Below are 13382 nucleotides of genomic sequence, written 5' to 3'. Positions count from 1 at the left end.
GGTAGCTAAAAGAAGATTAAATTGTATTTTTGCATAAAAAAATAATAGTGGGCAAAGATAAGTTAAGGAAATTTTCCGAAATAGATACCTTTCACAATGTTTATCAGATGGAAGAAGGGAAGGATCTGCAAGGCAAATGGGCAGTACAGCATTTTAAAAATAACAATCCGGTAGTACTCGAGCTGGCTTGTGGTAAAGGAGAGTATTCAGTGAATATGGCTAAATTCTTTCCTGAAAAGAATTTCATAGGCATAGATTTAAAAGGTAACCGTATCTGGCGGGGAGCCAGGACGGGAGTGGATGAAAACATCAGCAATCTTGCTTTTTTAAGGATACAGATAGAAGATATTGCTGCTTATTTTGGAAAAGACGAAGTCGATGAAATATGGATTACTTTCCCCGACCCTCAGCCACAGGACAGCAGGGAAAAGAAAAGATTAACTTTTCCCGGATTTCTGGAAAAATACCGAGGCCTGTTAAAACCAGGAGGAAAGATCAACCTGAAAACTGATAATGATGGTTTATATGCCTATACGGTGGAAGTTGTAGAAAAGGAGAACCTGGTCTGCCATAAAAAAACAGATCAGCTTTATCATTCAGAACTTTATGACGACGTATTAAAGATCAAAACCCACTACGAAAGAATTTACCTTAAACAGGATAAAAATATCAATTATATACAATTCTCTCTGGAATAATGGAACAGTCATTTTATGATCAGGTTTATGAAATTGTAAGGCTCATTCCAAAAGGAAGAGTAACTTCATACGTGGCAATTGCAAAAAGTCTGGGTGCGGCAAAATCGTCCAGGATGGTAGGTTATGCAATGAATAATGCGCATGGCTTACATCCGCCTGTACCTGCTCATAGAGTAGTAAACCATAAAGGACTGCTTACCGGAAGGTTTCATTTTTCACCGCCGGAATTGATGCAGCAGCTACTGGAAAATGAAGGCCTGATCATTGAAAATGAACAGGTGAAAAACTTTAAAACATATTTTTGGGATCCTGCAATTGAATTGTAGGGAAGAATTTAAATGATAACATGGGAAGGTTAGTAGAAGAATTTAATGACTATCGGACTAAAATGAACGATAGGATAATGGAAACCGCAAATACCAATATCAAGCGTTTTTTTGCTTTGGATACCACTACTTATGCAGAGGGTGCATTGGATGTGAAAAGTAAAGAAATGATGGGTTTAGTGGCTTCGATGGTATTGCGCTGTGATGATTGTATAAAATATCATTTAGAAAAATGCTTTGATGCCGGTGTAAATAACGCAGAGATCAATGAGGTGTTTATGATCGCAAACCTGGTTGGAGGTTCTATTGTGATCCCGCATTACCGCAGGGCCGTTGAGTACTGGGATGAATTAAGTTTATAATTCCGATGGCCGCTGAACTAAAACGCTGCAGCTGGTGCGGAAACGACCCGTTGTATATCAAGTATCATGACGAAGAATGGGGGAAACCGGTTTATGACGACCATATCCTGTTCGAATTTCTCTTGCTGGAAGGTGCTCAGGCCGGCCTGAGCTGGATTACGATCCTCCGCAGGAGAGAAGGATACAGAAAGGCTTTTGCCAATTTTGATGTACAGCAGGTGGCGGCATTTACAGAGGCAGATTTTGATCGTTTGATGGGCGATCCGGGGATTATCAGAAATAAACTGAAGGTCAATTCTGCCATCACCAACGCAAAACTTTTCATTGGGATACAGGGAGAGTTTGGTTCTTTTTCTGCCTATTTATGGAACTTTATTCCCGGTGGAAAACCTATCCTGAATAAGGTTCGCGATTTAAGCGGATTGCCAGCCAGAACAGAGATCTCCGATGCGATTAGTAAGGATATGAAGAAAAGAGGTTTTAAGTTTTTCGGAACTACGATCTGTTATGCGTTTATGCAGGCTACAGGTATGGTAAATGACCATGTTGAGGGTTGTATCGCCCGCTAGTATGCTAACTTTCCTTGCCAAGTGCCTGAATTACCTGAAAGATCCTTACCTGGTTAGCATTCCTAAAAAAATAACTTCCCCTTTCACTGTCATATTTATGCTTTCTGCTATTTGTATCATTGCAGGCGTATTTGCCGGTGTGTTTGCAGATCTGCTGGTTCACCTGAAACTGGTTCCCGCACCGGGACCATCTATTCTTGATGATAAGGAAGTATCTCCCTTTCATTTTTTCATAGGTGCAGTGCTCATTGCGCCAGTTACGGAAGAGCTAATTTTCAGGGCACAGTTAAAACGTTTTACAGGAGCAATTTTTTTTATCGCTTTTATGTGCGGGGTGCTTTTATGCGCTATCACAAAAAATTACTGGGCTTTCCTGATCAGCCCTGTTATATTTATCCTGCTTTTTATCATTTACCGCTTTACTATTGCAGGCAGCGTAACCCGGAAGTTTACCTTTTGGGTACGGGCTTTTCCGTGGTATTTCCATTTCACATCAATTTGTTTTGCTTTGGTTCATCTAAGTAACTTCCAGAAGGGGATTACCTTACTGCCTTTAGGCATTTTATATACTTTGCCTCAGTTGGCTATTGGCCTGGTACTCGGCTTTACCAGGATGAATTACGGATTAAAATATTCTATAGCCATCCATGCGCTGTATAATCTGTCCTTTGCTATTTTACTGCTTTCGAAATACTAAACCTATATCCCGATTAGGTTTCATACACTTCAGATGTTAACTTTGGACTTGAACTTTGGAGACGTCTTCAGGGTTCTTTATTGATCAATTACAAAAGCTTAAAATGAAGAAACTTTTCCTGCTTGACGGTATGGCGCTAATTTACAGAGCGCATTTTGCATTGAGTAAAAGTCCCAGGTTTACCTCTACAGGTATCAACACTTCCGCAGTAATGGGTTTTGCCAATACACTGATGGAAGTCCTTAAAAAGGAAAAACCAAGTCACATTGCTGTCGTTTTTGATACGGACGCGCCTACAGAAAGACACACAGATTTTGTGGCCTATAAAGCCCATCGTCAGGCTATGCCCGAAGATCTGGTAGCTGCGCTTCCTTATATTTTTAAACTGATAGAGGGTTTTCATATTCCGGTGATCACCAAAGACGGTTTTGAAGCCGATGATATTATTGGAACACTGGCTAAGGAAGCAGAGAAAGCAGGTTTTACCGTTTTCTGTATGACTCCTGATAAAGATTTTGGCCAGCTGGTTTCAGAGAATATATTTATTTACAAGCCTGCCAGAATGGGCAATGACATGGAGATCCTGGGTGTCCCTGAGATCCTGGCGAAATGGGAGATAGAAAACGTAGAGCAGGTGATCGATATCCTTGGTTTATGGGGTGATGCCGTAGATAATATCCCGGGCATCCCTGGTATCGGGGAGAAAACAGCTAAACTGCTGATCAAGCAGTATGGTTCTATGGAGAATATCATTGCCAATTCCCACGAGCTGAAAGGCAAACAACGTGAAAACGTAGAGGCTTTTGCCGAACAGGGCATGGTATCCAAAAAACTGGCGACTATCATTCTGGATGTTCCTGTAGAATTTGACGAGCAGTCATTATTATTAGAAGAACCAAGTCGTGAATTGCTGGAGCCTCTTTTTGCTGAACTGGAGTTCAGGACACTGGGCCGCAGGGTATTTGGTGATGGGTTCAATATTGGAGATGCTAAAGCCAGCGGATCGCAGCAAACAGATCTGTTTGGTAATGTAGTTGATGAAACCCAGAGCAAGCCAAAAACTTTCGATCAGCTGCCTAATTTGTTTGAACAGCCTCCGGTAGGACGCACCATTCAGGATACCAAACCGAATTATCAGCTGGTAGATACAGCCGAAAAACGCAAAACCCTGATTGATCTGTTGCTGCAACAGGAGAACATTTCATTTGATACAGAAACTACCGGTACAGACGCCAATATTGCCGAGCTGGTAGGTTTATCTTTCTGTATTGAACCCGGAACAGGATGGTACATTCCAGTTTCTGCCAATCAGGAGGAAGCACAGTTAGTAGTAGATGAATTCAGAACTGTACTGGAAAATGAAGCGATCGCTAAAACAGGTCAGAATATAAAATATGATATCCTTGTACTTAAGTGGTATGGTGTTCATATCAAAGGGAAACTCTTTGATACCATGCTGGCGCATTACCTGATTGATCCCGATACCCGCCATAATATGGATGTGCTTTCGGAAAATTATTTAGGTTATACACCTATTTCGATCACTTCTTTGATTGGGCCGAAAGGGAAAAATCAGGGCACGATGAGAGATGTGCCAATTGAAACGGTAGTTGATTATGCTGCTGAAGATGCCGATGTGACTTTACAGCTGGCCAATGTCTTTAAACCGATCCTGAAAGAACTGAATGCAGAAGAACTGCTCACCAATATTGAAAACCCGCTGGTTTATGTTTTGGCGGATATGGAGAAAGAAGGGGTAAGAATTGATATGGATACGCTGATCAGTTATTCTGCTGAACTGGAGATCGATATCCGCAGATTTGAGCAGAGTGTTTACGATAAAGCAGGTGTAGTGTTTAACCTGGCTTCGCCAAAACAATTGGGGGAGGTACTTTTTGATAAGCTAAAGCTCGATCCCAAAGCGAAGAAAACCAAAACGGGGCAGTATCAAACAGGTGAGGATGTTTTATCGGCCCTTGCCTATAAAAGTGATATTGTAAAAGATATCCTGGATTTCCGTCAGCTGCAGAAGTTAAAATCTACCTATGTCGATGCGCTTCCGCAATTGGTGAATCCTAAAACAGGCAGGGTACATACCAGTTATAACCAGGCCGTAGCGGCTACAGGAAGGTTAAGTTCTAATAACCCAAACCTTCAAAATATTCCTATCCGCACTGAAAGGGGCAGGGAGGTGCGTAAAGCATTTATTCCAAGGGATGAAAATCACGTGTTGCTTTCTGCGGATTATTCACAGATAGAACTGAGGATTATCGCTGATATCAGTAAGGAAGAAAATATGCTGTTTGCCTTTAACAATGGAATTGATATCCATACTGCTACAGCAGCGAAAGTTTATGGGATTACGATTGAAGAGGTAGATTCTACCCAGCGCCGTAATGCGAAAGCCGTAAACTTTGGTATTATCTATGGCCAGTCGGCATTTGGACTATCACAGAATTTAGGTATTCCACGTAAGGAAGCTGCCGAAATGATAGAGCAATATTTTGCGCAGTACCCCGGAATTAAACAATACATGTCTGATACAATGAATTTTGCGCGCGAACACGGATTTGTGGAAACGATCATGGGTAGAAGAAGGTATTTAAGGGATATCAATTCGGCTAATCAAACCGTAAGAGGTTTTGCAGAACGAAATGCGATTAATGCCCCTATACAAGGCTCTGCTGCGGATATGATCAAGATAGCGATGATCAACATCCATAAAGATATACAAGATCAGGGGCTGCAATCAAAAATGACCATGCAGGTACATGATGAGTTGGTGTTTGATGTCTTAAAAACAGAAGTAGAAGCGATGAAAAAGATCATCACTCACCGAATGAAAACAGCTATCAAAACAATTGTTCCGATTGAAATAGAGATTGGAGAGGGGAATACCTGGCTGGCTGCGCACTAAAGATTATCTCTATTAAAAAAAAACATATATGCTCTATTCCGGCTGCATAATGCTGCGCTGCGCTTGCAAGACGCTAGGCCGTCATACAGCACACATGTTTTTTTTAAATAGATTTTTCGTGGGGATTTATCATGAAGTACAAACCTCGGGAAAGATCAAACGGCTCTAACCTGGGAAATTATCAATGGTTCCGTCTATGTGAGATATCAAGCCATTCTGCATACAAAAGAAACGTACTCTGTTTTGGTACCAGTACTCGTCAATGAGTTCCAGTGGGGGATTTGTCAAGCTACCCTGTAATTGGATGATTTAAAAAAGAAACCTACTTTATTTTGGTATCAGTACTTGTCAATGAGTTCCAGTAGAGAGCTTGTCAGGCCACTCTGCAATTGATGATTTAAAAAAGAAACGTAATTATTTTGGTACCAGTAATTGTCAAAGGGCTCCGGTAGGGGACTTGTCAGGCCGCCCTGCAATTGATGATTTAAAAAAGAAACGTAATTATTTTAGTGCCAGTAATTGTCAAAGGGTTCCGGTAGGGGATTTGTCAAGCCACTCTGCAATTGATTTAAAAAAGATATACTCTGTTTTAGTACCGGTACTTGTCAAAGGGCTCCAGTAAAGAATTTGTCAAGCCACCCTGCAATTGGATGATCTTTAAAAAAAAGGGATGTGCTCTATTCCGGCCTAGCGTCATGCAAGCGTAGCGCAGCATTATGCAGCCGGAATAGAGCACATCCCTTTTTTCAGCGAAGCCAGGAGATCTTACAACTCTATTGTCTCACCAATCGCTGGTAATAACAAAGTTTTCTTTTCTCTTTCAAATTTAGCTTTTGCTTCTTCCATATCAATTTCAATAGTGGGAAAAGTATTGTAATGAACGCCCAACACTTTATCACAGTTGATATATTTAGTCGCGATGATCGCATCATCTACATCCATGGTGTAGTGACCGCCAATTGGTAAAATAGCATAATCTAGTTTATACAATTCAGCAAGGATCTTCATGTCATAATTCAATGAAGTATCACCAGCAAAGTAGATCACTTTTCCTTCCAGTTCCAATACAAAACCGGCAGGATTACCACCATAACTTCCATCGGGCATTGAGCTGGAGTGGGTAGCCCAAACCATGCGTAGTTTTCCGAAATCGAACTTACCTACACCATAATTCATGGCATTGATATTAGTAAGGCCTTGTTTTTGTGCCCAGCCTGCAACTTCAGGAGTAGCAATAATCAGCGCTCCTGTTTGTTTACCCATAGATACCAAATCAGCAACATGGTCACCATGTCCGTGACTTACCAGGATATAATCTGCTTCAATAGCACTTGCATCAACAGCAGAAGCATGAGGATTAGAAGTAATAAAAGGATCAAAAAGGAATTTTTTTCCGTCTGCTTCTAAAAGAATGCACGACTGTCCGTAAAAAGTATATTTCATCGTTGAAAATTGTTTTGTATGATTGATTAGTTGCCAAACATTCCGCCTAATCCACCCAACATATCCTGTGTGGCCGACTGCATTTCTGCTGCGCTAACGTTTTCTGCCTGTTGTAGGACCTTATTGATTGCTGTTAAGAGTAATTCTTCCAGTTCTTCTTTATCCGCTCCTTTAAAGAAATCTTCGTTGATCTCTATTGCGGTTATCGTTTTATTGGCCGTAGACGTGATTTTTATCGCACCGCCTTCAACTTCTGCAAACACAGAAACTGTATCTAAACGTTTTTTTATTTCTTCGGCTTTTTGCTGAGCAGCCATTAATTTATCGAACATATGATCTTTGTTTATAGTTAGAACGAAATTAAGACAAATTTCGCTTAAAAGGTATTAAGCTTTTTTTCTCGGTTTCGCCCTTTCGTACTGTTCTGGCCATTTGATCTCATCATTTAGCTCATCGGCAGCATGTAAAGGGAAATAAGGATCACGTAACAATTCCCTCGCAAGAATGATCAGGTCGGCTTTTCCATCCTGAAGAATTTCTTCAGCCTGTTTAGCCTCGGTAATTAAACCTACGGCACCGGTTAATACGCCTGTTTCTTTTTTAATGGATGCAGAGAAAGGTACCTGGTATGCTGGTGAAAGAGGTATTTGCTGATAACTGACATTCCCTCCTGAAGAACAATCAATTAGATCTACCCCTTTATCTTTAAGAATTACCGATAATTTAACAGACTCTTCAGGTGACCATCCGCCTTCTGCCCAGTCTGTCGCCGATATACGGACAAACAATGGGTTTTCTGCAGGCCATACCTGTTGAACAGCAGCTATAGTTTCCAGTAAGAAGCGGATCCTGTTTTCAAAACTACCGCCATATTCGTCTGTACGCTGATTGCTTAAGGGAGAAAGGAACTGATGGAAAAGGTAACCATGTGCAGCATGCAGTTCAATTACCTGGTAGCCGGCTTCAATTGTTCTTTTTGTAGCCGCAATGAAATCTGACTTTATTTTTTCGATCCCTTCAGCAGTTAAAGCCAAAGGAGCTTCATTACCTTCTGTATGAGGAATAGCACTGGGTGCTACGGTTTTCCATCCGCCATCTTTTTCGGTGATTTGTTTGCTGTCTCTCCATGGCACATCAAAACTTGCTTTTCTGCCGGCGTGTGCCAGCTGAATACCAGGGATGGAACCATTTTGAAGAATAAATTCGTTGATGCGTTTCAGGAAAGGAATATGCTCGTCAGACCAGATGCCAAGGTCGCCCGGAGAAATCCTGCCTTCAGGTGAAACTGAAGTAGCCTCCTGAATGGTCAGTGCTGCGCCGCCAACAGCCCTGCTACCTAAGTTAACCAGGTGCCAGTCATTAGCAAAGCCGTCTTTAGCTGAGTATTGACACATAGGTGAAACTACGATCCTGTTTTTTAAGGTAACGTTTTTTATAGTAAGTGGAGAAAATAATATAGACATGCTGATATGTTTTGTATACAAATTAAGCGATAGTGAGATGAATTTGTTTTAATCTATAGACATCGATATATTATATGACAGAAATTAGATAATAACTACTTCATCAGGGCCGAATTAAAATCAATAAAGAGATGATACAGGTCTTTAAACTTTGTCAGCGGGAGCGTAGCCTCTACATCGTAAATATCATGATAAGCCCTTATTCCTCCTTCGGTATAAATAAAAAATGCCGGTACACCTTTTTCTGTAAAATAATAATGATCACTGTTTGCCGCTTTGCCGCGGGAGTTAATTTTAGGCAGGTACTGATGCTGATCGTTCAGTTTTTTCAGCAAGTTAAACTCTTTCTTGTGTAAAGTAGCATTAACCACTGTGATCCCTTTTTCTCCTGTCCCCACCATATCTACATTGATCAGAAATCTGATTCTATCCAGGGGAATAAGGGGATGCCGGATAAACTCAGCAGATCCAAGTAGTCCTGCTTCTTCTCCTGCAAAGCAGATAAAGCCAATACTGTAGGGCTGCGGATGTGAAGCATAGTATTTTGCCAGGGTAAGTAGCAGCGTAATTCCGCTGGCATTATCGTTGGCTCCAGGGAAATAGGTTTTTGCGCCCATGCCGCCCAGGTGGTCATAATGTCCGGTTATCAGTAGCATGGAATCAGGATGTTTCGTTCCCTTCACTATACCGCATATATTGCTGGTCTTAAATTCAGGAACAAATACATTTTCAATATTCACGTCTACAGTTTGCGGCTTTTCTGAGAGTGATTTTTTATTGATCTGTAAAAGGGTATAGTCTTCTGCTTTCTGTGCGACCGACCAGGTTAGTTTGTTCTGCATCGTTATGATCAGCCGCTTTGCTTTGGAAATATAAGTAACGCTGTCTGTTTGTACTTCCTGTACACCTTTGTTCTTCTGCCCGGAACTGGCTGGCTCTACAATAAAATCCTTTCCCGGAATTAGCTTTTTGCCATTTACCGCTACCTCCATTTTTCCGGGGAAAGTATTTGCAGGGTAAGAGAAATTTTGCCTGAAACTGTTGCCTTTCATTGGTTGAAGGCCTATTTCTTTAAATTGGGTACTGAGATAATCTGCGGCCTTCGCCATGCCGTTTTTGGTATAACCTCTTCCCCAAAGCTTTCTCGAAGTGAGCCGATGGAGCGTTTTTTTTGCCGCGGGAAGATCTTGCGCAATGGCAGCAGAGGTAAACATAACTAAAAACAGGGTCATTAATCTTCTCATGGGAGGCAAATAGAATGCACGTAAACTTAACAAATAATAAAATGCTGTAACAGCTATTGGCTTAACATCCGTTCATTATAACAGCGAAATATAACACAGATTTAACATAAACGGACTGTCGTTTTTTTAATTATGCCTATTTTTGATTGATCATAGAAACGTGGCATGGGAGTTGATTCAATGTAAAAAAATAAAAAACGTATTGCACAACTCAATATTTATTTAAACCTTTACACCTTCAGTAATTTAAAGCGGGATCTTATACATAAAATGACACAGCAAGGCACAAATAAACTTTCTATTGTAACAGCAAAAAATATTGCTGCAAGGAGTTTGTATATTGAGCGTTTGCAGCCTGTTATTTATGTAACCACAAGCCGGCAAAATTATACACCCCGCATTTGAGTTAAATCTATACTCAATCATAGAGGTAGTGTCCTCTTTCAAAAACCAATTAATTAGAATATTTATTTTTTTTCGTTAACCATTAATGAATATAAACGATTTTATAGTGCAGGTTGCACTTCCTGAACATCGTGTTTTTGCAGAAGAGATCTGTGAAGAAATGGCAGAATCTGCTAAAGCACGAGGTACTGGTATCGCTAAACGCTCTCCGGAGTATGTTGCAGGCAAGATGTCTGAAGGGAAATCCGTTATTGCTTTTCATCAGGATGGCTCATGGGCCGGTTTCTGTTATATTGAAACATGGAGCCATGGTCAGTTTGTGGCCAATTCCGGATTGGTAGTGAGCCCTAAATACAGAAAAGTAGGACTGGCACATACGATCAAACAAAAGATATTTGAATTATCACGTCAAAAATATCCCAAAGCTAAAATATTTGGTTTAACTACAGGTCTTGCGGTAATGAAAATTAACTCCGACCTGGGTTACGAGCCAGTGACTTATTCTGAGTTAACACAGGATGAAGAGTTCTGGAAAGGCTGTCAAAGCTGTGTGAATTTCGAGATTCTGAAAAGTAAAGACCGCAAGAACTGTATGTGTACAGCGATGCTTTATGATCCCGCTACTCAAAAACATGATGTAGCAAAGAAGTTTGCTGAAGAGTTACAGAAAAAACCGAAATTATATGAAAGGTTTATGCGGATTAAACAAAGGCTGGTGCTTAAACCGAAGGCAGATGAAAAAGGCGGATTAAAATCAATCCTGTATTTATCATCCCTGTTTTTCAAATAATCTTCTCTGATGGTAATTCAATGCTTATGCATAAATTTGAAAGACCATAAGTTACAGATCGTCGTTTAACATATAACTTATATTTTATTATAGTACTTATGTAGCTTTGTCATTCCTGTTCTCCAAAAGAAAAGGTTTGGAACAGGCAGGCTGGATAACTTTAAGAACAAAATATTCAAATGGAACCTGTGTAAACAAGCTTCATGACAATTAAATAAAAATAATAACTCAATGAAACCTGCGCATGCAAGCTTCATTAGCATAAAATAATAAAGACTCAATGAAAAAAAAGGTAGTTTTAGCTTTTAGCGGAGGTTTAGATACTTCATTTTGCTGTATTCATCTTGCACAGGACCGCGGTTTAGAGGTTCATTCAGTGATTGTTAATACAGGTGGTTTTTCGGAAGAAGAATTAAAAGAAATTGAAAAAAGAGCATATGCTTTAGGCGTAGCTTCTCATGCTGTAGTAGATGAAACTGCAAATTATTATGCAGGCTGTATCAAATATTTGGTATTTGGTAACGTTTTGAAAAATGCTACTTATCCGCTTTCTGTAAGTGCAGAACGTGTATTCCAAGCCACAGCTATTGGCAATTATGTTAAAAAGATTGGTGCTGAATATGTTGCCCATGGTAGTACAGGTGCGGGAAATGACCAGGTGAGATTTGATATGATCTTCAATATCATCATTCCTAACGTTGAAATTATTACCCCGATCAGGGATTTGAAATTATCGCGCGAAGCGGAAATAGAATATTTAAACAACCATGGTGTTGAATATAGTGCCGCTAAAGCCAGATATTCAATCAATAAAGGTTTATGGGGAACTTCTGTAGGAGGAAAAGAAACCCTTACTTCAAATGAAACCCTTCCTGAAGAGGCCTGGCCTACACAGGTTTCTGAAACAGAGAGCCGTAAAATTGAACTTACTTTTGAAAAAGGTGAGCTGACAGGAATTGACGGAGAAAAATTAGTACCGGTAAAAGCGATACAAAAGCTGCAGGCTATAGCCCAGGCTTATGGAATTGGACGTGATATTCACGTAGGTGATACAATTATTGGAATTAAAGGACGTGTTGGTTTTGAGGCTGCGGCACCAATAGTGATCATTAAAGCACACCACACGCTCGAAAAACATACTTTGACAAAATGGCAGCTGTCATGGAAAGAGCAACTGGCTTCTTTCTACGGAAACTGGCTTCATGAAGGACAGTTCCATGATCCGATTATGCGTAACATCGAAGCTTTCCTTACAGATACACAAAAAGTGGTGAGCGGTAAAGTCTTTGTAGAGTTGCTTCCTTACCGTTTCCATATCATCGGTATTGAGTCTAACCACGACCTGATGAGTAATAAATTTGGTAGCTACGGGGAAATGAACAATGCCTGGAGCGGAGAAGATGTAAAAGGGTTCTCAAAAATATTTGGTAACCAAGTAATGATCTGGCATAAAGTGAACGGTGAGGAAACCGATAAAACCACAGGTAACGATGAAAATTAAGGCAGGTATAGTTGGCGGTGCCGGATATACCGGAGGAGAAATGCTGCGTCTGCTGATCAATCACCCTGAGGTAGAAATTGTATTTGTCCATAGTAACAGTAATGGTGGTAATCTGATCTCGGATGTACATACCGATCTGCTTGGAGATACTGATCTTCGTTTTACAGAAGAACTTTCTCCCGCAATTGATGTGCTTTTTTTATGCGTTGGACATGGCGATGCAAAGAAATTTCTTGATGCCAACCCTATTGCTGCAGGAATAAAAATTATTGACCTGAGCCAGGATTTCAGGTTAACTGAAGCTGCTGGAAACAAATGGGTATACGGATTGCCTGAATTAAACAGGGAGCGTATTAAAAAGGCAGATTTTATTGCTAACCCAGGTTGTTTTGCCACTGCCATTCAGTTAGCGCTATTGCCATTGGCTGCAAAAGGACAGTTAAAAGGCGAAGTACACATTAACGGGACTACCGGCTCAAGTGCAGCAGGACAGGGCTTAGCTGCTACTTCTCATTTTAGCTGGCGTAACAATAACCTTTCAGTTTATAAGGCTTTTGAACATCAGCATTTACATGAAATCGGACAAAGTCTGGTTCAGCTGGATGCTGATTTTGATGGCACCTTGAATTTTATCCCGCAGCGCGGAGATTTTACGAGGGGAATTTTCACTGCCGTATATCTCGACAGTGAATTAACCGCAGAAGAGGCACAGGCAGTTTACGAAGATTATTATGGCGGACATCCTTTTACTAAAGTTAGCGCTAAAAATATTGATCTGAAACAGGTTGTGAATACCAATAAGGCAATTGTACATATTGAAAAACATGGAGGAAAACTCTTAATCCTGAGCATGATAGATAATTTGCTGAAAGGTGCAAGCGGACAGGCGGTACAAAATATGAATTTGATGTTTGGATTAGATGAACGGCAGGGATTGCGATTGAAGGCTAGTGCTTTTTAATTGACT

13 protein-coding genes are annotated in these 13382 nt (G+C 40.5%); 9 read left to right on the top strand and 4 right to left on the bottom strand.

Annotation, left to right across the window (positions count from 1 at the left end):
• The first annotated feature begins 47 nt into the window (after nt 1–47).
• The 6 genes from trmB to polA all read left to right on the top strand — a co-directional run bounded on the left by trmB (nt 48) and on the right by polA (nt 5569).
• Nucleotides 48–698: a tRNA (guanosine(46)-N7)-methyltransferase TrmB gene (trmB, locus tag GSQ84_RS05545; RefSeq protein WP_158797344.1), complete on the top strand. Its 651-nt coding sequence runs from the start codon at nt 48–50 to the stop codon at nt 696–698.
• Nucleotides 698–1024 carry an MGMT family protein gene (locus GSQ84_RS05540; RefSeq protein ID WP_158796273.1) on the top strand — a complete coding sequence of 109 codons (327 nt, stop codon included), beginning with the start codon at nt 698–700 and terminating at the stop codon, nt 1022–1024. Before trmB ends, GSQ84_RS05540 begins: the two co-directional genes overlap by 1 nt.
• Before the next feature lie 20 nt (nt 1025–1044).
• A complete protein-coding gene (locus GSQ84_RS05535) occupies nt 1045–1386 on the top strand; it encodes a carboxymuconolactone decarboxylase family protein (RefSeq protein WP_158796272.1) in 342 nt (113 codons plus the stop codon).
• A gap of 5 nt (nt 1387–1391) precedes the next feature.
• Entirely contained in the window at nt 1392–1955 is a 564-nt protein-coding gene (locus GSQ84_RS05530) for a DNA-3-methyladenine glycosylase I (RefSeq protein WP_158796271.1), read from the top strand.
• Nucleotide 1956: 1 nt separating this feature from the next.
• The gene (locus tag GSQ84_RS05525; protein ID WP_158796270.1) at nt 1957–2652 is read left to right on the top strand and encodes a type II CAAX prenyl endopeptidase Rce1 family protein; all 696 of its coding nucleotides are present in this window, start codon (nt 1957–1959) and stop codon (nt 2650–2652) included.
• A 103-nt stretch (nt 2653–2755) separates the two neighbouring features.
• Nucleotides 2756–5569, top strand: coding sequence for a DNA polymerase I (gene polA, locus GSQ84_RS05520; protein ID WP_158796269.1), 2814 nt, complete (start codon nt 2756–2758; stop codon nt 5567–5569).
• A 765-nt stretch (nt 5570–6334) separates the two neighbouring features.
• On the opposite strand, the gene GSQ84_RS05515 is transcribed toward polA, so the two are convergent.
• The 4 genes from GSQ84_RS05515 to GSQ84_RS05500 form a co-directional block, all read right to left on the bottom strand.
• A complete protein-coding gene (locus GSQ84_RS05515) occupies nt 6335–7012 on the bottom strand; it encodes a metal-dependent hydrolase (RefSeq protein WP_158796268.1) in 678 nt (225 codons plus the stop codon).
• Nucleotides 7013–7038: 26 nt separating this feature from the next.
• Nucleotides 7039–7344: a YbaB/EbfC family nucleoid-associated protein gene (locus tag GSQ84_RS05510; RefSeq protein ID WP_158796267.1), complete on the bottom strand. Its 306-nt coding sequence runs from the start codon at nt 7342–7344 to the stop codon at nt 7039–7041.
• 54 nt (nt 7345–7398) lie between these two features.
• Complete coding sequence (locus tag GSQ84_RS05505; RefSeq protein ID WP_158796266.1) at nt 7399–8475, bottom strand: NADH:flavin oxidoreductase/NADH oxidase; 1077 nt, start codon at nt 8473–8475, stop codon at nt 7399–7401.
• Between the two features lie 95 nt (nt 8476–8570).
• The gene (locus GSQ84_RS05500; protein WP_158796265.1) at nt 8571–9719 is read right to left on the bottom strand and encodes a M28 family metallopeptidase; all 1149 of its coding nucleotides are present in this window, start codon (nt 9717–9719) and stop codon (nt 8571–8573) included.
• 490 nt (nt 9720–10209) lie between these two features.
• Here GSQ84_RS05500 and GSQ84_RS05495 point away from each other — a divergent pair, with 490 nt between their 5' ends.
• From GSQ84_RS05495 to argC, 3 genes are all read left to right on the top strand, one after another.
• A complete protein-coding gene (locus GSQ84_RS05495) occupies nt 10210–10914 on the top strand; it encodes a GNAT family N-acetyltransferase (protein ID WP_158796264.1) in 705 nt (234 codons plus the stop codon).
• Nucleotides 10915–11194: 280 nt separating this feature from the next.
• Nucleotides 11195–12415, top strand: coding sequence for an argininosuccinate synthase (locus GSQ84_RS05490; protein WP_158796263.1), 1221 nt, complete (start codon nt 11195–11197; stop codon nt 12413–12415).
• Nucleotides 12405–13376, top strand: a complete 972-nt coding sequence (gene argC / locus GSQ84_RS05485) for an N-acetyl-gamma-glutamyl-phosphate reductase (protein ID WP_158796262.1) — start codon at nt 12405–12407, stop codon at nt 13374–13376. Before GSQ84_RS05490 ends, argC begins: the two co-directional genes overlap by 11 nt.
• Nucleotides 13377–13382 lie beyond the last annotated feature (6 nt).

It is taken from the genome of Pedobacter sp. L105 (assembly GCF_009765875.1).
Taxonomy (GTDB): domain Bacteria; phylum Bacteroidota; class Bacteroidia; order Sphingobacteriales; family Sphingobacteriaceae; genus Pedobacter.
This window is presented reverse-complemented; position numbering and strand designations above follow the sequence as displayed.